This is a genomic window from Nocardioides pymetrozini (assembly GCF_046058985.1).
Taxonomy (GTDB): Bacteria; Actinomycetota; Actinomycetes; order Propionibacteriales; family Nocardioidaceae; genus Nocardioides.
The window spans coordinates 1,344,054-1,361,592 of sequence record NZ_CP175556.1 but is presented as its reverse complement, the minus strand read 5'-3'; the positions used below and the strand labels follow the sequence as shown (position 1 = coordinate 1,361,592).

General features: G+C 73.0%; 17 protein-coding genes. 5 read left to right on the top strand and 12 right to left on the bottom strand.

The genetic code is table 11. The features are described 5' to 3' along the window. Positions 1 to 14 precede the first annotated feature (14 nt). Positions 15 to 1,502: a WS/DGAT/MGAT family O-acyltransferase gene (locus tag ACJ5H2_RS06695; protein WP_408898790.1), complete on the bottom strand. Its 1,488-nt coding sequence runs from the start codon at positions 1,500 to 1,502 to the stop codon at positions 15 to 17. A gap of 141 nt (positions 1,503 to 1,643) precedes the next feature. On the opposite strand from ACJ5H2_RS06695, the gene ACJ5H2_RS06690 reads away from it, so the two are divergent. Together ACJ5H2_RS06690 and ACJ5H2_RS06685 are read left to right on the top strand one after the other, a co-directional pair. After that, positions 1,644 to 2,003, top strand: a complete 360-nt coding sequence (locus ACJ5H2_RS06690; protein WP_408898789.1) for a hypothetical protein — start codon at positions 1,644 to 1,646, stop codon at positions 2,001 to 2,003. Continuing rightward, a complete protein-coding gene (locus ACJ5H2_RS06685; protein ID WP_408898788.1) occupies positions 2,000 to 3,334 on the top strand; it encodes a hypothetical protein in 1,335 nt (444 codons plus the stop codon). The genes ACJ5H2_RS06690 and ACJ5H2_RS06685 overlap by 4 nt, the downstream gene beginning before the upstream one ends. Here ACJ5H2_RS06685 and ACJ5H2_RS06680 read toward each other — a convergent pair. Both ACJ5H2_RS06680 and ACJ5H2_RS06675 read right to left on the bottom strand, forming a co-directional pair. After that, positions 3,324 to 4,550 carry a CpaE family protein gene (locus tag ACJ5H2_RS06680; RefSeq protein ID WP_408898787.1) on the bottom strand — a complete coding sequence of 409 codons (1,227 nt, stop codon included), beginning with the start codon at positions 4,548 to 4,550 and terminating at the stop codon, positions 3,324 to 3,326. The two genes, ACJ5H2_RS06685 and ACJ5H2_RS06680, sit on opposite strands and share 11 nt — an antisense overlap. Before the next feature lie 16 nt (positions 4,551 to 4,566). Beyond that, complete coding sequence (locus ACJ5H2_RS06675) at positions 4,567 to 5,181, bottom strand: hypothetical protein (protein WP_408898786.1); 615 nt, start codon at positions 5,179 to 5,181, stop codon at positions 4,567 to 4,569. Positions 5,182 to 5,381: 200 nt separating this feature from the next. Between ACJ5H2_RS06675 and ACJ5H2_RS06670 the strand changes: the two genes are divergently transcribed. Further along, a complete protein-coding gene (locus ACJ5H2_RS06670; protein WP_408898785.1) occupies positions 5,382 to 5,612 on the top strand; it encodes a helix-turn-helix domain-containing protein in 231 nt (76 codons plus the stop codon). Between the two features lie 24 nt (positions 5,613 to 5,636). On the opposite strand, the gene ACJ5H2_RS06665 is transcribed toward ACJ5H2_RS06670, so the two are convergent. The 3 genes from ACJ5H2_RS06665 to sigE are packed head-to-tail and all read right to left on the bottom strand — an operon-like array spanning position 5,637 to position 8,225. Further along, the gene (locus ACJ5H2_RS06665; RefSeq protein ID WP_408898784.1) at positions 5,637 to 7,013 is read right to left on the bottom strand and encodes a S1C family serine protease; all 1,377 of its coding nucleotides are present in this window, start codon (positions 7,011 to 7,013) and stop codon (positions 5,637 to 5,639) included. A gap of 52 nt (positions 7,014 to 7,065) precedes the next feature. Beyond that, on the bottom strand, positions 7,066 to 7,602 hold the full coding sequence (locus ACJ5H2_RS06660; RefSeq protein WP_408898783.1) for an anti-sigma factor family protein: 537 nt from the start codon (positions 7,600 to 7,602) through the stop codon (positions 7,066 to 7,068). Further along, the gene (gene sigE, locus ACJ5H2_RS06655) at positions 7,599 to 8,225 is read right to left on the bottom strand and encodes an RNA polymerase sigma factor SigE (protein WP_408898782.1); all 627 of its coding nucleotides are present in this window, start codon (positions 8,223 to 8,225) and stop codon (positions 7,599 to 7,601) included. The genes ACJ5H2_RS06660 and sigE overlap by 4 nt, the downstream gene beginning before the upstream one ends. A 174-nt stretch (positions 8,226 to 8,399) precedes the next feature. Here sigE and ACJ5H2_RS06650 point away from each other — a divergent pair, with 174 nt between their 5' ends. Beyond that, on the top strand, positions 8,400 to 9,056 hold the full coding sequence (locus ACJ5H2_RS06650; protein ID WP_408898781.1) for an O-methyltransferase: 657 nt from the start codon (positions 8,400 to 8,402) through the stop codon (positions 9,054 to 9,056). Positions 9,057 to 9,091: 35 nt separating this feature from the next. Here the strand turns inward: ACJ5H2_RS06650 and ACJ5H2_RS06645 are convergent, their stop codons facing one another. The 6 genes from ACJ5H2_RS06645 to ileS form a co-directional block, all read right to left on the bottom strand. Then, positions 9,092 to 10,666, bottom strand: coding sequence for a leucyl aminopeptidase family protein (locus ACJ5H2_RS06645; RefSeq protein ID WP_408898780.1), 1,575 nt, complete (start codon positions 10,664 to 10,666; stop codon positions 9,092 to 9,094). Further along, on the bottom strand, positions 10,659 to 10,826 hold the full coding sequence (locus tag ACJ5H2_RS06640; RefSeq protein WP_408898779.1) for a DUF3117 domain-containing protein: 168 nt from the start codon (positions 10,824 to 10,826) through the stop codon (positions 10,659 to 10,661). The genes ACJ5H2_RS06645 and ACJ5H2_RS06640 overlap by 8 nt, the downstream gene beginning before the upstream one ends. 118 nt (positions 10,827 to 10,944) lie before the next feature. Then, the gene (locus ACJ5H2_RS06635; RefSeq protein ID WP_408898778.1) at positions 10,945 to 11,619 is read right to left on the bottom strand and encodes a DUF6278 family protein; all 675 of its coding nucleotides are present in this window, start codon (positions 11,617 to 11,619) and stop codon (positions 10,945 to 10,947) included. A gap of 9 nt (positions 11,620 to 11,628) precedes the next feature. Then, positions 11,629 to 12,357 (bottom strand): TIGR00730 family Rossman fold protein, encoded by a 729-nt coding sequence (locus ACJ5H2_RS06630; RefSeq protein ID WP_408898777.1) that lies wholly within the window; start codon positions 12,355 to 12,357, stop codon positions 11,629 to 11,631. Next, positions 12,354 to 13,463 (bottom strand): succinyl-diaminopimelate desuccinylase, encoded by a 1,110-nt coding sequence (dapE, locus tag ACJ5H2_RS06625; RefSeq protein WP_408898776.1) that lies wholly within the window; start codon positions 13,461 to 13,463, stop codon positions 12,354 to 12,356. Before dapE ends, ACJ5H2_RS06630 begins: the two co-directional genes overlap by 4 nt. 79 nt (positions 13,464 to 13,542) lie before the next feature. Further along, complete coding sequence (gene ileS / locus ACJ5H2_RS06620; RefSeq protein WP_408898775.1) at positions 13,543 to 16,770, bottom strand: isoleucine--tRNA ligase; 3,228 nt, start codon at positions 16,768 to 16,770, stop codon at positions 13,543 to 13,545. Between the two features lie 274 nt (positions 16,771 to 17,044). Here ileS and ACJ5H2_RS06615 point away from each other — a divergent pair, with 274 nt between their 5' ends. Beyond that, a complete protein-coding gene (locus tag ACJ5H2_RS06615; RefSeq protein ID WP_408898774.1) occupies positions 17,045 to 17,527 on the top strand; it encodes a DinB family protein in 483 nt (160 codons plus the stop codon). Positions 17,528 to 17,539: the final 12 nt, after the last annotated feature.

Sequence of the window (17,539 nt, the reverse complement as noted above, 5' to 3'; positions counted from 1 at the left end):
CACCATCGTCGCACTCAGGTCGGCTCGTCCTCCGTCGACCCCCGCGCGCTGGACCGGGTCGGCGCCTTGCCCGTACGCCGCCCGCGGGGTGCCCGCTGCCGGCTCGCCGAGGACAGGTCCACGAGCTCGTCGAGCGCGTCGCGCAGGCAGGAGCCGAGCAGCTCCGCGTCCGGGATCCAGTCGCGGTCGGCGGTGATGCCGTAGTAGACCCCGCCGTCGTACGACGTGACGCCGATCGCCAGCGGGTGGCCGGGCGTGAGCGGGGGGACGGGATAGCTCGCCAGCATGCGCGCCCCCGCGGCGTACAGCGGTGTCTGGGGGCCGGGGACGTTCGTGACGGAGAGCTGGTATCCGCGGCGCAGCTCCACTGACGCCACCCGGGACCCGATCGCGTGGAAGGTCGTCGGGGCGAAGCCGGCGATCCCGGCGAGCCGGTTGGCGGCGACGCTTCGACCGGTGTCCTTGTGCGCCTGGAAGGAGTAGGAGACCTGGTGCAGGCGCACGACCGGGCTCGGCTCTCCCACCGGCAGGTCGACGAAGTGCGCGGCGATCTGGCTGCCGAGCGAGGTGGCCTCGAGCTCCTCGTCGATGACCGACACCGGGACGACGGCACGGACCTGCCGCAGCCCGCCGAGGGACTCCGCGCGGGTCATCAGCCACGCGCGGAGCGCGCCGGTGACGGTCGCGAGGATCACGTCGTTCACCGTGCCGCCGTGGGCCTCGCGCACCCGCCGGTAGTCGGCCAGCCGGGTCTCGACGGTGACCACGCGGCGCTGCTGGGACAGCGGCCCGCTGATGACGCCCTTCGCCTTCGGGCGACGGCCGGTCGCCGCGGCGAGGAAGGAGCGGACCCGCTCGCTGCGCCGGTCCGCCGTGCGAGCGAGGGCGCGAGAGCCGGTGCGCACGGTGTCGAGCAGCTCCCCAGGGTCGGTCAGGTTGTCCTGCACGGCGGCGGCGAGCAGGTTCGCCGGGTTCGGCGCGCGTCGCGGCCGCCAGTCGTCGGGCTCGAGCTCGCGCGGGTCGGGCTGGAGGTCGAGCAGCAGCTGGCCCAGGTCGACGGTGTGCACGCCGTCGACGAGCGCCTGGTGGGTCTTGGAGAGCAACGCGACCCGGCCGCCCTCGAGGCCTTCCACGAAGTACATCTCCCACAGCGGCCGGCTGCGGTCGAGCGGGCGGGACACGATGCGCGAGACCAGCTCGAGCAGCTGCGCGGAGGTGCCGGGGCGCGGCAGCGCCGAGCGTCGTACGTGGAAGCCGAGGTCGAAGCCCTCGTCGTCGACCCACACCGGGTTCGCCAGGTGGCCCGGCACGGCCTGCAGCCGCTGGCGGTAGCGCGGCACGAACGCGATGCGGTCGCGGATCAGCTCCACGAGCCGGGCGTGGTCGAACGCGTCGGCGCCCTCGCCGGGGTCGAAGATCTCGATGGTCGCGTTGTGCTGCGGCGTCTGCGGCGTCTCCTGCTCGAGGAACGTCAGGTCGCGCGGTCGTACCCGATCAACCACGTCGCTTCTCCAGCCTCTCGACCGATCCCCGGACGATCGACGGCCGGCCCCATCCGGCCGTCTTGGGATCACGTGAGATTCTGGCAGACAACATCGACCATCCGCGGATCCGTCCGCGGGTGTTCTGCGACAGGAGGAACCATGCAGCGGCTGCGCATCGTCGGCGCGGCGCTCGCCGGGATCACGCTCCTCGGCGCCGCCACCGCGTGCGGCTCCGACGAGAAGGCGGGCTCCGAGGAGAAGGTCGTCGTCGACGTCACGGTCGAGGACGGGGCGATCACCCCGAAGGGCGACCGGGTCGAGGTCTCCACGGGCCAGCCGATCGACCTCGTGGTGACCTCGGATGTCGCCGGCTCGCTGCACATGCACTCCGACCCCGAGCAGGAGTTCGCCTACGAGGTGGGGACGACCACGATCCCGATCTCCATCGACCGGCCCGGCGTGATCGAGGTCGAGTCGCACGACCCGCCGCAGATCATCGTGCAGCTCGAAGTCCGATGACCCCCGGATCCGGGACCGTCGAAGCCCACGGCATCGGCGGTCAAGCCGACCTGCCGATCTCGCTCGAGCTGGCGGTGTCCGGAGCGGTCGCCGCACTGGTCGTCTCCTTCACCGTCCTCGTCGTGGCCTGGCGGCGTCCGCGGTACGACGGCGGCGCCTTCCCCGGCCGGCCCGCGCCGGCCCTGCTCGACGCGGTCACCGGGTCCACGGCCTTCCGGGTGGGGCTGCGCACCCTCGGCATGGTCCTCGCACTGTTCGCGGCGTTCACGGCGGTGTTCGGCGAGGACTCACTGACCAACCCCTTCTTCGGCATCGTCTACGTCTGGTGGTGGGTGGCGCTCGTCTTCGCCTCGGCGCTCCTCGGGCCCGTGTGGCGCGCGATCAGCCCGGTGCGGACGATCAACGCCGCCATCGCCCGGCTGTCGGGCAGCGACCCGGAGGAGGGCCTGCTGAGCTATCCCGACCGGCTCGGCTACTGGCCGGCCGCGTTGGGCCTGTATGCCTTCGTCTGGCTGGAGCTGGCCTCCAGCTCGCCCACCGAGCTCGGCTCGGTGCGGCTGTGGTGCGCCGTGTACGTCGGAGCGATGCTCATCGGCGGCGCCGTGTTCGGCAACCGCTTCTACGAGAACGCCGACCCGTTCGAGGTGTACTCCTCGCTCATCGCGAAGCTGTCCCCCTGGGCGCGCGTCGAGGGCCGGCTCGTCGTCCGCAGCCCCCTGGCGAACCTGTCCACGGTCGCCTCGAAGCCCGGCCTGGTCGCCGTCGTGGCGGTGCTCTTCGGCAGCACTGCGTTCGACTCCTTCGCCGAGTCGGAGTTCTGGGTCAAGACCTTCCAGAACGCCTCGGTCAGCAAGGTGCTGCTCGACAACGTCGCCCTGCTCGCGTTCTGCGTCGCCGCCGGTGCCCTCTTCGCCGTCGGCAGCGCGCTGACGCCGTCGCCGGCCGGGGTCGCGCGCGGCGAGCTGCCACGCCGGTACGCCCACTCCATCGTGCCGATCATCCTCGGCTACATCGTCGCCCACTACCTGACGCTGTTCATCGACGTGGGCACCCAGACGCTCGCCCGGGCCAGCGACCCGCTCGGCCGGGGCTGGGATATGCTCGGCACGGCCGCGGTGGAGCCGTCGTACTGGTTCTCCTACCACCCGGAGGTCCTGGCGACGATCAAGGTGCTGGCCGTGGTGGCCGGGCACGTGGTCGCGGCGGTCGCCGCGCACGACCGGGCCCTGTCCCTGTTGCCGAAGCGCGACCAGATCACCGGCCAGCTGCCGCTGCTGGCGGTGATGGTGGGCTTCACCGCCGGCGGTCTCTTCCTGCTCTTCAGCGCCTGAGGGCCGGCGCCTCGGCCATCGCGTCGAGGACCCGCCCGAGGGCACGGGTCAGCGCTCCGTCGCCGGTCTCGACGAGGAGGCGGCCGGCGACCACGGCCCGGTCCACCGCGGCCTGGTCCTCGGGCAGGAAGTGCACCTCCCGAGGAGGCCCGAACCCGGCGAGCATGGCCCGCACGTCGGCCTCGCGCCACCCGAGCGTCGGGCGCATCCGGTTGACGACCACCCGCACCCGCGCGTCCGGGACCAGCTCGTGGAGGTCCACGATGGCCCGTGCCAGGCGGGCCAGGCCGACCGGGTCGGCCGAGCCGACCAGCACCAGCTCGTCGGCGAGCTGGACCGCCTCCCGGGTGAGGCCGTTGCGCTCGGCTCGGCCGGCGAGCTCGCCGAGGTCCGGCTCGAGGCTGAAGCCGGTGTCGAGGACCACCTGCCCGTCCTGACGGGCGCGGTCGACGATGGCGGTGAGCAGGCCGGGCCGCAGCTCCACCCAGCGGTCCGGGCGGGGCAGGCCGGTGAGCACCCGCAGGTGGTCGGAGACGCGGCGCTGCACGGACGCGAAGCGCTGGTCGAGCGTGCCCGCACCCGCCAGCCGCGCGGCGGAGAGCAGCCCGGAGACCTCGTCGAGGATCCCCAGCTGTTGGGCCACCGCGCCGCCGTGGGGGTCGGCGTCCACGAGCAGGGTCGTCAACCCCCGGCGCGCCAGCTCCCCGGCCAGGCCGCACGCCAGGGTCGTGCGGCCCGGCGCCCCGCCGGCGCCCCACACGGCCACCACCCGACCGGGTGGCTGCTGCCCGACCGGACCGCGCTCGGCAGTCGGTGCGCTCGCCTCTCCGGTCGGCGCGGACGGCGTCGCCACCGCGGACCCGGCCGGGTGGGCGGGCAGCGCGACGACGAGCTCCCCCAGCTCGGCTGCCCGATCGTCGGCGACGACGGTGACGACGCCGATCCGCGCGGCGCGCGGCTGCGCCAGCTCCGGATCCGCGGCCATCCCGACGACGCGGACGCCGTGCTGCTGCAGGTCGTCGACGACATTCTGGTCGAGGCCGGGGAGGTCGGCGGGGAGCACGGCGACCTCGGCCTGTCCGGTGCGCGCAGCGGCGAGGAGGTCCGCGACGTCCACGCAGCGCTTCAGGAGCACCGTGCCGGGATGGTCGTTGAGCGCGCTCAGCGCCCGGGGCTCCCAGGCGGCCCCGGAGGACACCAGCAGGACGACCGTCACGCCGGACACGTGGGCCTCACGACCGTTGCAGGATCCGGATCACCGGGTCCTGCAGCTGTCCGAGCAGCTGCTCGAAGGCGACCGCGTCGTCGTCGGCGACGGCCACGACCAGCTGGCGGGAGCCGCTGACGGCGAAGGCGTCGTCGTACGGAGGCGCGGCCACGACCGTGACGCCGCTGAGTGCCGGCCCTGCCGGGCGGTCCCGCCCACCCTCCGCTCCCTCGTCCGTGCCCGCGGAGGCCGGGGCCGCCGGCGGGCCCGCGCCGTCGGTGAGCCAGACGTCGACGACCGACCCGGCGGAGACATCGGGCGGGACCCGGTGCGGAGCCACCTCCAACGGCACCCGCAGCACGGCCTGCTCCTCGGCGGCCCCCACGGCCGAGCGCGCCAGCAGCTCGCCGTCGCCGACCCCGCGGACCAGGACGAGGTCGTCGGGCACGGGCCGGTCGGCCGCGAAGTAGCGGCTCAGCGTCGCGTCGTCGGCGAACCGCACCCGTCGCACCACCAGGTCGCCGGCGGCGACCGGCGTGCCGGCGCCGCGCTCACCGGCCACCGCCCACACCGTCACCGTGTCGTCGGCGGCGGCCAGCAGCCGCGCACCGGCGACGACCGAGCCGGTCACCAGCAGCACGCCGAACCACAGTCTGGGGTCACGCCACGCCGGCCGGGCCGCCCGTCGAGCGGCCGGTGGGACAGACGTGCCCGTCGAGCTCCCGAGATCTCTGGACACGGGCACATCATGCAGCGCCCGGGGGCGGTCGTCACCTGCTCGTCCACAGCGCCGATGTCCCACCGGCTGCGCCGCGCCCCCGCGGATGCGACGATGGGCCCATGGAAAGCCCGAGGTTCCTGACGCTCGCCGACGTCGCCGAGGTGCTCAACACCTCGAGTGCCCAGGTCTACGCGCTCGTACGACGTGGTGAGCTGCCCGCGATCAAGATCGGCGGGCGCGGGCAGTGGCGGGTCGAGGGCAGCCGCCTCGAGGAGTACATCAAGCAGCAGTACCGCCAGACCGAGCAGTACGTGGCGGAGCACCCGTTCGTGGAGAGCGACGCCGACTGAGCCCGCCCGGCTCCTCGGTCGCGCTCAGCCCTCCTTGCCGTCGAGGGTCACCTGGACCTTCTTCTCCTCCGACTCGCGGGTGAGCGTGAACTCGATCGTCTCGCCCGGCTGATGGGTCCGGATCGCGACGATGAGCGCGTTGCCGTCGGCCACGCGGCTGCCGTTGACGTGCGTGATCACGTCGCCCTTGCGCAGGCCCGCCTCCTCGGCGGGGCTGCCGGCGTTGATCTTGCTGATCTCGGCACCCGCGCCCGAGGGGACGCCGCCCGTCTTCACCTCGGCCCCGATGAGCGGGTACTGCGCCTTGCCGGTCTTCAGGATCTGGTCGGCGGTGACTCGGACCTGCTCGACCGGGATGGCGAACCCGACGCCGATGTTCCCGGCCTCGGAGTCGATCGACCCGCCGCCGGCGGTGGCGATGGCGGAGTTGACGCCGACGACCTCGCCCTTCTGGTTGACCAGCGGCCCACCGGAGTTGCCGGGGTTGATGGCGGCGTCGGTCTGGATCGCGTCGATCCAGGACTGCGAGTCGACGTCGCCGGTCGTGACCGGGCGGTGCAGGTAGCTGACGATGCCGGAGGTGACCGTGTCGGGCAGGCTCAACGGCGACCCGATCGCGACCACGGGCTCGCCCACCTGGAGCTGGGTGGAGTGCCCGAGCTTGGCGGGGGTGAGCTTCTCGTGGTCCTTGACGTAGAGGACGGCGAGGTCGTAGATCGGGCTGCGGCCGACGACCTCGGCGTCGTACCGGTTGCGGTCGTGGTCGACCACGACGATGGGCCCGTTGTTCGTGGCGGCGTCCGCGACCACGTGGTTGTTGGTCACGATGTGGCCGTTGCCGTCCAGGACCCAGCCGGAGCCGCTCGCTCCCGTCGCCTCCCCCTGGTACTCGGCGATGATCTGCACGGTGCTCGGCAGCACCGCCTGCGCGACCTCCGCGACCGAGCCGGGCGCGGCCAGCGGTGGGGCGTCCTCCAGGTCGACGCCGGCGAGGCCGTCGCCGGAGTAGCCGGGGCCGGACGGGGAGTCGTCGGAGATCCGGTCGTAGGCGAGCGCGCCGAGGAGGCCGCCGCCCAGGCCGACCACGAGCGCGACCGCGGCCACGACGGGGATCAGCCACCCGGGCACCCGGGAGCCACCGGAGGGTGCGCGGCCCGCCGGAGCGGGTGCCGGGGGCGGCAGCGGCGGGGAGAGCTCCGGCAGCGGCGCGGTCGGCTCGTGAGCCCGGTCCGCGGCGGGCAGCGAGGAGGCTCCCGGCGCCGGGGGCGCCCACTGCGCGTGCGGGGCCACGACCTGCTCACCGGCGTCGTGCGCGGCCCGGCGATCGGGCGCCTCGATGGGATCCGGGCGCTCGGTGGGCTCCTGAGGCACGCTGGGGTCGTGGTCGGGCACGTCGTTCACAGGTCCATCATGGCCGACCGGCCCACACGGGCCGGGCCGGGCCCGGAGGCGCTCAGGGCAGCATCCGCAGCGGGACCGGCACGGCACCGCCGAGGCCGCCGAGACTGCCCGGGCCGGGGCTGCTGCTCCCGGCCGGCGCGCGGACCGGCGTGTCCGCCGAGCCGGAGCCCGGTGTCCGCGACGGCGACGGGACGACGGAGTCGATCTGCGTCGCCGGGGGCCGGCGCTCGGCGGGGGCCGTGCCGCCCGGCGCGAAGCCGAGCGCGAGCACACCGAGCATGGCGGCGCCCACCGCGCTGCCGCCGATCATCACGGCCCCGGTGGCGCGCCGGTGCGTCCCCGGCGGCTCGTGGGCGGCGAGGAGGGCGTCGCCCGGTGGCATGCTGAGCAGGGATCCCTTGAGGCCGGAGGGTGCGCTGCCCTGGCCGTCGCACAGGCCGGCCAGCCGGGTCTTCACCCAGCCTTCGCGCTCGACGAGGTCCCGGCAGGCGTGGCAGCTGTAGACGTGTGCCCACGCCTCCTCGGTCTCCCGGGCGGAGAGCTGACCGTCGAGGAGGGCGCTGACCCGGTTGCCGAGGTGGCCGATCACGTGGTGGCTCCCCCGACGGAGAGCGGCGCCGGCCCGGCGTACCGGGTCCGTCCCGCGGCGGGCGCCCGGTGCGACAGGGCGGCGCGCAGCAGGGCGCGGCCGCGGTGGATCCGCGACCGGACGGTGCCGAGCTTGGCCCCGAGGATCTCCGCGATCTCCTCGTAGCTGAGGCCCTCGATGTCGCAGAGCACGACGGCCGCGCGGAAGTCCGGAGGCAGGGCGGCGAGCGCGGCGGCCACGTCGTCCTCGAAGGTCTGGTCGGCGTACGCCAGGTCGGGCGCGGGCGACGCGCTGGCGAGCCGGGCGGCACGCTCGTCGGAGAGGGCGTCGAAGCGGATCCGCTGCTTGCGGCGGGCCTGGTCCAGGAACAGGTTGGTGGTGATCCGGTGCAGCCAGCCCTCGAAGGTGCCGGGCGTGTAGGTGTGCAGCGAGCGGAACACGCGCACGAAGACCTCCTGCGTGAGGTCCTCGGCGTCGTGGCGGTTGCCGGTCAGCCGCAGCGCAAGCCGGTAGACCCGGTCGGAGTGCTCCTCGACGATGCGCCCCCAGTCGAGCTCGGACGTGCCCGGCTCGGAGCTGCCCGGCCCGGAGGGCAGGGCGTGGGGATCGGCGGGCTCCCTCATCGTGGCCTTCTTCCGCTGGATCAGCGCCAAGGTGTCCTGGCTCCTCTCACGGTAGGGGTCGGTCCTGAGCGTTCCCTGTGAACTCTCCCATCATTCGCCCCAACGACCGACGACGAGCCGGTGTTCCCGGCGACGGTCCACGGTCGCGGGGCCCGCACGCTCTAGGGTGAACCCGTGGCACCGACACCGATCAACGCGACCAGCTGGACCTTCGCCGACACCTATGTCACCGAGGACGAGGTCCTCGTGGCGGCGCGGAACCGCTCGGAGGAGGTCGGCGTGACGCCGATCGGCGCCGGCACGGGCGCGACCCTGCGCTTCCTCGCGGCCGCGCTCGAGGCGCGAGCCGTCGTCGAGATCGGCACCGGCACCGGCGTGTCCGGCGTCTGGCTGCTGCGGGGCATGCGCCCCGACGGCGTCCTGACGACTGTCGACGTGGAGGCCGAGCACCAGCGCCTGGCGAAGGAGTCCTTCAAGGAGGCGGGCGTCCCTCCGCAGCGGGTGCGCACCATCGCCGGCTCGGCGCTCGACGTCCTCCCCCGGCTGACCGACGGCCACTACGACATCGTGTTCGCCGACGGCGACAAGCGCGAGTACGGCGCCTACCTCGCCGAGGCGCTGCGCCTGCTGCGCCCCGGCGGCGTGGTCGCCTTCGACAACGCCCTGTGGCACGACCGCGTGGCCGACCCCTCCCAGCGCGACGACGAGACGGTCGCCATCCGCGAGCTCGTCCAGCAGGTCGCGGCGACGGACGGCCTCGTCCCCGCCCTGCTCCCCGTCGGGGACGGGCTGCTGGTCGCGAAGAAGGAGTGGGTCCCCGAGGCGGACTGAGCGCGCGGCGCCGTCCCGCGCCGGGCGTCGGCGCCTCAGGCCCCGATGTCCCGTAGCGGGTCGACGGAGCCGAGCCACGACAGCAGCAGACGGGAGCCGAAGCCCGAGGGGCCGGCGGTCCACTCGTGCCACTCCTTCTCGACGTCTCCGACGGAGGCGATGTCGAGGTGTGCCCACGGTACGTCGCCCACGAACGGCTGGAGGAAGAGCGCGGCGGTGATCGCACCCGCGCCCCCCGGGTCGTTGGCCGCGTCGGCGACCTTCGAGGCGAGCTTGTCCTCGTAGCCGCGGTACAGCGGGAAGCGCCAGACCGGCTCCCCGGCTCGCTCGCCGGCCCGGTCGAGGGCGGCGGCGAGGGCGTCGTCGCTGGCGAAGAGGCCGCCGACCTGCTGACCGAGCGCCACCTTGACGGCGCCGGTGAGGGTGGCGATGTCGACGACCACGGCGGGGTCGAGCTCCGCGACGGCGTAGGCGAGGGCGTCGGCGAGCACGAGGCGACCCTCTGCGTCGGTGTTGCCGACCTCGGTGGTGCGGCCGCCGTGGTGGCGGATCACGTCGCCGGGGCGTAGCGCGCTCCCGGAGATCGCGTTCTCCGCGGCCGCGACGAGGCCGACGACCCGGACCGGGCAGTCGACGTCGGCGAGGGCGGCCATCGCTGCCAGGACCACGGCGCCACCGGTCATGTCGCGCTTCATCGAGCCCATCGAGGCGGCCGGCTTGATGGAGAGCCCCCCGGAGTCGAAGGTGATCCCCTTGCCGACGAGGACGACGACCGGAAGCCTCTTCGCCGCCCGCGCGGAGACACCTTGGGGCACGTAGTCGAGGCGGATCAGGCGCGGCGGGGTCGCCGAGGCCGCACCGACGGCGAGGATGCCGCCGAAGCCGTCGCGGGCGAGCTCGTGCTCGTCCCAGATGCGGACCTCGAGCCCGCTGTCCGCGGCGATCTCCTCGGCCTGCTCGGCGAGCCAAGCGGGGTTCTTCAGGTTCGAGGGAACCGTCGCCAGCAGCCGCGAACGCCAGCCGGCACCACCGAGGGCGACGGCACGCTCGAGCGCCGCGCGGTCGGTCGTGGACCCCGCGAGCACGACACGACGCACCGGGTGGTGCTCGGGACCGGTCGAGCGCCAGTGGAAGACGAACGAGCCGAGCATCGTGCCGGCCACGAACGCCTCGAGGGCGACCGGGTCGTCGGGCGAGGTGTCCTCGGCCACGGCGGGGATCGAGGTCGCCACCGCACCGCGGTCGCGGGCCGCCTTCGCCATCGCCGCGCCGGCACGGCGCAGGTCGACGGGACGCGCGGCACCCACTCCGACGAGCAGCACGAGGCGAAGCGCGGGGTTCGTCGCGCTGCCCTCCGGCACCGGTACGACGGCCACCTCGGCGGTCGCACCGGTCAGGCCGTGGACCTCGGCGATGCCGACGAGGTCGAGGCCGAGCTCCTCGGACAGCTCAGCGGCTCCCGGCCCCAGGAGCAGCGTGCCCTCGTCGCCCGGCAGCACCGGGAGCGCGACGACGTCGACGCCCTTGATGGCGCCGGGGAACAGCTCGCTGGCAGCGAATTCGGGAGGCGAGACCTGACCCGGAAGGACCGGGCGCCCGGGATCAGCCAAGGACGTTCTGGAGCGCGTCGCCGAGCGCGGCAGCCTCCTCGGCGTTCAGCTCGACCACGAGTCGGCCACCACCCTCGAGCGGGACGCGCATCACGATGCCGCGCCCCTCCTTGGTGACCTCGAGCGGACCGTCACCGGTCCGAGGCTTCATCGCCGCCATGCGGCACCCCTCTTCCACTACCTCTGCGATCCGCCGGACGCCCTGTGCACCCGACTGTGCGCCAGATCATTATCCCTCATGCCCCACGGCGGGCGCAGGCACCTCGGCGGCGACGGCGTCAGCGCACCCGCGCCTCGGCCGCGAGCGCCGCCTCGGCGAAGAGGATCACGCTGTCGCTCTCGTCGCCCTCGTAGCGCCGCATCGCCCTCCCGATGGGATCCTCGAGCCGGCCCGAGGGCATCGCGACGACGGGCACTCCGTCATCGTCCGCGTGCTGCGCCCAGCGGGCGCCGGGCACCGCGCGGACCAGCACCTCGCCGAGGTAGGTCCCGGCCGCCCACACATCGCCGTCCTCCGCCGCCGGACCGCGCCCGGACCGTCGCGACCACTGGTCGAGCGAGGACTCGACCTGGTCGACGCTCTCGAACGAGAAGTCGAGGATGTCGCTGCCCGCGGGGTGGCGGGCGGCCCAGCTCTCGGCCATCACCCGCGCCAGGGCGGAGGGTGCCGCCGCGCTCGTGGGCGCGCCGGCCGGGTCCTCGTCCTCCCGCTCCCGCGCCAGCCGCGAGAGCAGGGCGTCGACCTCCGTCATCCGGTAGCCGCGCAACGCCAGGGAGAAGCGCACCCGGCGCAGGTCCTCGGCTGCGAGCGGACGGTCCGCGGGGACGAGGGCGTCGGGACGGTCGTCGTACGCCGGCGCCATCGGCTCGCCGCGGCCGGCGGCCAGCAGGGCGACGCCGCCCATCGCCAGCACGATGAGGACGGCGAACACCCACATCATCGGATGGGACACGGGCGAGCCTCAGCCGTGCTGGTCGCGGGCGGCCACCATGAGGGCCACCGCCTCGTCGACGTCGTCGGTCAGGGTGAGCATGTCGATGTCGGTCTGCTTGATCCGCGCGTCCTCCAGCATCGAGCCCTGCATCCAGTCGATCAGTCCCTGCCAGTGCTCCACGCCCATGAGGACGATCGGGAACTGGGTGATCTTGAGCGTCTGGGCGAGGGTCATCGCCTCGAACAGCTCGTCGAGGGTGCCGAGCCCGCCGGGAAGGACGACATAGCCCTGGCTGTACTTGACGAACATCATCTTGCGGACGAAGAAGTACCGGAAGTTGAGGCCGAAGGTGACGTAGTCGTTGAGCTTGGCCTCCCAGGGCAGCTCGATGCCGAGGCCGATGCTCTCCCCGCCGGCCTCGGTGGCGCCCTTGTTGGCTGCCTCCATGGCGCCGGGGCCGCCGCCGGTGATCACGGCGAAGCCCGCCTTCGACAGTGCGGCGCCCACGCGCACGCCCATGTCGTACGCCGGGTGGGTGGCCGGGATCCGTGCGGAGCCGAACACCGAGATCGCCGGGCCGATCTCGGCGAGGTCGTTGAAGCCCTCGACGAACTCGGCCTGGATCTTCATCACCCGCCAGGGGTCGGTGTGCACCCAGCCGCTGTCGCCGCGGCTGTCGAGCAGCCGCTGGTCGGTGGTGGATCCCTCGGGCCGGCCCGCGCTGGGCCGGGGTCCGGGTCCGCTGCGCCTCGTCATCGCTGGTCCTCCGTGTTCGCTCGGGTGCCGCCCAGCAGCCACGAACGCAGCTGCTGCTCGCATCGCTCGACCTGCGCGACCTCGACGTGCTCGTCCTGCTTGTGGGCGAGCATCGGGTCGCCGGGTCCGTAGTTGACCGCCGGGACGCCGAGGGCCGTGAAGCGAGCCACGTCGGTCCAGCCGAACTTCGGGGCGACCTCGCCCCCGACGGCCTCGATGAAGGCCGCGGCGGCCGGGCGGTCGAGCCCCGGCAGCGCCCCCGGCGCGGTGTCGGTGAGGGTGACCTCGAAGCCCGCGAAGTGCTCGCGCACGAAGGCGAGCGCCTCCTCCTCGGACCGGTCGGGAGCGAAGCGGTGGTTGACGGTCACGACGCACTCGTCGGGGATCACGTTGCCGGCGACGCCCCCGCGGATACCCACGGCGTTGAGCCCCTCGTGGTACTCCAGCCCGTCGATCACGGGCCGGCGCGCCTCGTACGCGTTGAGCCGCGCGAGGATCTCGGCCGCCCCGTGGATCGCGTTGACCCCGCGCCAGCTGCGTGCCGAGTGTGCCCGCTCGCCGGTCGTGCGGACCTCGACGCGCAGGGTGCCCTGGCAGCCGGCCTCGACACCGGCGTTGGACGGCTCCATCAGGATCGCGAAGTCGGCGGCGAGCAGCTCGGGGTCGGACTCCCCCAGCAGCCGCAGGCCGTTGTAGGTGGACTCGATCTCCTCCGCCTCGTAGAGCACGAAGGTGACGTCGTGCACCGGCTCCGGCACGGTTGCGGCGAGCTTGAGGATGACGGCGTCGCCGCCCTTCATGTCGCACGTGCCCAAGCCGTGCAGGACGCCGTTCGCCTCGTCGTACCGGCTGGGGAGGTTGCCGTTGACCGGAACGGTGTCCAGGTGGCCCGCGATCACCACGCGGCTCGGTCGGCCGAGCTCGGTGCGGGCGACGACGGTGTGCCCGCGACGGGTCACGGTGAGATGTGGCAGCGCCCGCAGTGCGGTCTCGACGGCGTCGGCGATCGCCTGCTCGTTGCGGCTGACCGACTCGATGTCGACCAGCTGCCGGGTCAGCGACACCACGTCGGTCGTCAGGTCGATCGAGGTCGTTGCGGCGGACACGGGTGACAGTCAACCAGCGTGCCGGGCATCTCGCGCGCGCCGGGTGCCCCGTGTCGCGACCCGCCCCGACCCGGCGCCCTCAGGCGAGCCGGACCGCGATCGCGGCCTTCTCACCCTCCCCGACGGCGACCTCGGCGGCGCCGGCCGGCGCCTCCTCCGTCACCGTGTACGACGTGGCCAGGGTCTCCCCCGCGATGAGGGCCTCGTGGTTCCGTGCGGCGGCCAGGACGGCCGCCGGGCCCGCGACGGTGAGCTCGATCCGGTCGGTGACCTGGAAGTCGGCGTCCCGGCGTGCCTGCTGCACGGCGCGCACCAGGTCGCGCGCCAGGCCCTCCTCCGCGAGCTCCGGGGTCACGACGGTGTCGAGGACGACGAACCCGCCGCCCGGCAGCATGCCGGTGGCGGTGCCCTCGGCGGCGTCGCCCGCGATCGTCTCGAGGGTGAACTCCCCCTCGACGAGGGTGAGCCCGCCGGAGACGACCGTGCCGTCGGCCGCGACCGACCAGTCGCCGGACTTGGAGCCCTTGATGGCGAGCTGCACGTCCTTCCCGAGGCGAGGGCCCGCGGCGCGCGCGTTGACGGTGAGCTTCTGCTCCACGCCGTAGCCCGCCGCCTCCTCGGAGTCGGCGGCGACGAGGCGCACCGACTTGACGTTGAGCTCGTCCGCGATGATCTCGGCGAAGGGCTCGAGGGCCGCGGGGTCCTCCACCACGACGGTGAGCCGGGCCAGCGGCAGGCGGTTGCGGAGCCGGGCCGCCTTGCGCAGCGCCGAGGTGCTCGAGCAGACCTCACGCACCTCGTCCATGGCGGCCACCAGGCGGTCGTCCGCCGGCAGAGCGGAGGCGTCCGGCCAGTCGGCCAGGTGCACGGAGCGGCCGCCGGTCAGCCCGCGCCAGATCTCCTCCGTCGTCAGCGGGAGCAGCGGCGCGACGGCGCGGCACACGACGTCGAGGACGGCCGCGAGGGTCTCGAAGGCCTCCGCCTTGCCCTCCCAGAAGCGCTCCCGGGAACGACGGACGTACCAGTTGGTGAGGACGTCCAGGAAGGACCGCGTGGTCTCGCACGCGTCGGCGATCGCGTAGTCGTCGAGCTCGGCCGTGAGCCTCTCGACGTACTGGCGGGTCTTGGCCAGCAGGTAGCGGTCGAGCGGGTCGGTGCTGTCGGTCGAGCCCTGGGCGTCGTACTGCTCGGCGTTGGCGTAGAGCGCGAAGAAGTACCAGGTGTTCCAGAGCGGGATCATCACCTGGCGCACCGCGTCGCGGATGCCCTGCTCGGTGACGACCAGGTTGCCACCGCGCAGGATCGGCGAGGCCATGAGGAACCAGCGCATCGCGTCGGCGCCGTCGCGGTCGAAGACCTCGGACACGTCCGGGTAGTTGCGCAGCGACTTCGACATCTTGTTGCCGTCGGAGCCGAGCACGATCCCGTGGCTGATGCACGACGAGAACGCCGGCTTGTCGAAGAGCGCGGTGGCGAGGATGTGCAGCGTGTAGAACCAGCCGCGGGTCTGGCCGATGTACTCGACGATGAAGTCGGCCGGGAAGTGCTCCTCGAACCACTGCTTGTTCTCGAAGGGGTAGTGCACCTGGCCGAAGGACATCGAGCCCGAGTCGAACCACACGTCGAGGACGTCGGTGACGCGGCGCATCGTCGACCGCCCCGTGGGGTCGTCCGGGTTGGGCCGGGTCAGCTCGTCGACCCACGGGCGGTGCAGGTCGGGCTGGCCCTGGGCGTTGAGCGGGAGCCGGCCGAAGTCGCGCTCGATCTCCTCGAAGGAGCCGTAGACGTCGATCCGCGGGTACGCCGGGTCGTCGGACTTCCACACCGGCACCGGGCTGCCCCAGAAGCGGTTGCGCGTGATCGACCAGTCCCGGGCGTTGTCGACCCACTTGCCGAACTGGCCGTCCTTGATGTGCTCGGGGACCCAGCGGATCTCCTGGTTGAGCTCGGCCATGCGCTGCTTGAAGGCGGTCACCTCGACGAACCAGCTGCTGACGCCCTTGTAGATCAAGGGCTCGCGACAGCGCCAGCAGTGCGGGTAGGAGTGGTCGTAGGTCTCACGGCGCAGCAGGACCGTTCCGGGGGTGACCGCGCCGGTGCCGGCCTTGAGGTCGTCGATGATGTGCAGATTGGCGTCGAAGACCAGCATGCCGGCGTACTCGTCGACCGGCGCGGTGAACCGTCCGTCCTTGCCGACCGGCATGACCGGCTCGATGCCCTCCCGGTCGGTGACCTCCTTGTCGACCTCACCGAAGGCGCCCGCGCTGTGCACCAGCCCCGAGCCGTCGGTCGTGGTCACCGCCTCGTCCGCGGCGACGACCCGGAAGGCGTTCTCGTGTCCCGCGAAGTAGGAGAACGGCGGGGTGTAGGTCAGCCCCAGCAGGTCCGCGCCCGTGCCCCGCCAGGTGATCGCCGGGTCGTCCGACAGCTCCCGCGCGTACGCCGCCAGGCGCGCCTCGGCGATCACGAGCCGCTCGCCGTCGTGCTCGACCACCACGTAGTCGATCTCGGAGCCGACCATGACCGCGAGGTTGCTCGGCAGGGTCCAGGGCGTCGTGGTCCAGACCAGCAGCTTCGCGCCCTGCAGCTCGCCCGGCGTCGTCACCTCGAAGCCGACGGTGACCGCCGGGTCCTGGCGCATCTGGTAGACGTCGTCGTCCATCCGCAGCTCGTGGTTGGACAGCGGCGTCTCGTCGTTCCAGCAGTAGGGCAGGACGCGGAAGCCCTCGTAGACCAGGCCCTTGTCGAAGAGGCTCTTGAAGGCCCACAGCACCGACTCCATGAACTCGGGGTTCATGGTCTTGTAGTCGTTGTCGAAGTCGACCCAGCGCGCCTGGCGGGTGACATAGTCGCGCCACTCGCCGGAGTACTTGAGCACCGACGCACGACAGGCGTCGTTGAACTTGTCGATGCCCATCTCGACGATCTCGTCGGTCGTCTTGATCCCGTTGAGCCGCATGGCCTCGAGCTCGGCCGGCAGGCCGTGGGTGTCCCAGCCGAAGCGGCGCTCGACGCGCTTGCCGCGCATCGTCTGGTAGCGCGGGACGATGTCCTTGACGTAGCCGGTCAGCAGGTGGCCGTAGTGCGGCAGCCCGTTGGCGAACGGCGGACCGTCGTAGAAGACGAACTCGTTCTCGCCGTTGGCCCCGGGGTCGCGCTGCTCGACCGAGGCGCGGAAGGTGTCGTCCTCCGCCCAGTAGGCGAGGACGCCCTCCTCGATGCGCGGGAAGCGCGGCGAGCTCGGGACGGCGCGGTGCTCGGCGGCCGGTCCGGCGGTCGGGTCGGTGGTGACCTTCGGGTAGGTCATCGGGCTTCGGTCTCCTGGGTCTCGGTCTGCTGCTGCCGTCGCTACCCAGGGACGATCCCTCGGGACCGCGGTACCACCCTGCTTGCCCCTCGCGGGACCACTTCGTTCACGGCTGTGACGGGCCTGCCCGCCGGGTTCTACTTGCCCCTGCTGGATGCTGGCGGCTTTCTTCCCGGAGCTCGCCGCTGATGACGGCTCGAACGCTGTGCCCCAAGCGTACGGTCACCGGGCGGCGTACGGGAAACCGGATTGCGCACGGCCCTACGGTGGGGCCATGACCGGCGAGCTGGCGAACTACCGCGACTACCTGGACCAGTACCGCGCGACCCTGGAGCGCAAGTGCGCCGGGCTGGCCCCCGAGCAGCTCGCGACGCGCTCGGTGCCGCCCAGTGCGATGAGCCTGCTGGGCATGGTCCGGCACCTCGCCCGCGTCGAGCACTTCTGGTTCCAGCGCGCGTTGGTGGAGGTCGAGGGCGAGCGGATCTACGACGACGGCGACGCCGGCTTCGCCCAGGTCGAGCCGACCGAGGCCGCGGTGGCCGAGGCGTGGACCGCCTGGCGCGAGCAGGTGGCCCTGGCGAACGCCTGGCTGGACCGGCTGACCGACGAGGGGCTCGCCCAGGTCGTCACCTTCCGCGGCGGGACGGAGACCGCGAGCGTGCGCGACATCCTGGTCCACATGATCGAGGAGTACGCCCGCCACTGCGGGCATGTCGACCTCCTGCGCGAGTGCCTCGACGGCGCGACCGGCGAGTGAGGACCGCCACGT

Excerpts from the sequence above, each read along its gene's own strand:
- ACJ5H2_RS06690 (WP_408898789.1), top strand. The coding sequence starts at position 1,644 with ATGCAGCGGCTGCGCATCGTCGGCGCGGCGCTCGCCGGGATCACGCTC.
- ACJ5H2_RS06685 (WP_408898788.1), top strand. The coding sequence starts at position 2,000 with ATGACCCCCGGATCCGGGACCGTCGAAGCCCACGGCATCGGCGGTCAA.
- ACJ5H2_RS06670 (WP_408898785.1), top strand. The coding sequence starts at position 5,382 with ATGGAAAGCCCGAGGTTCCTGACGCTCGCCGACGTCGCCGAGGTGCTC.
- sigE (WP_408898782.1), bottom strand. The coding sequence starts at position 8,225 with ATGAGGGAGCCCGCCGATCCCCACGCCCTGCCCTCCGGGCCGGGCAGC.
- ACJ5H2_RS06640 (WP_408898779.1), bottom strand. The coding sequence starts at position 10,826 with ATGGCGGCGATGAAGCCTCGGACCGGTGACGGTCCGCTCGAGGTCACC.
- ACJ5H2_RS06630 (WP_408898777.1), bottom strand. The coding sequence starts at position 12,357 with ATGACGAGGCGCAGCGGACCCGGACCCCGGCCCAGCGCGGGCCGGCCC.
- ileS (WP_408898775.1), bottom strand. The coding sequence starts at position 16,770 with ATGACCTACCCGAAGGTCACCACCGACCCGACCGCCGGACCGGCCGCC.
- ACJ5H2_RS06615 (WP_408898774.1), top strand. The coding sequence starts at position 17,045 with ATGACCGGCGAGCTGGCGAACTACCGCGACTACCTGGACCAGTACCGC.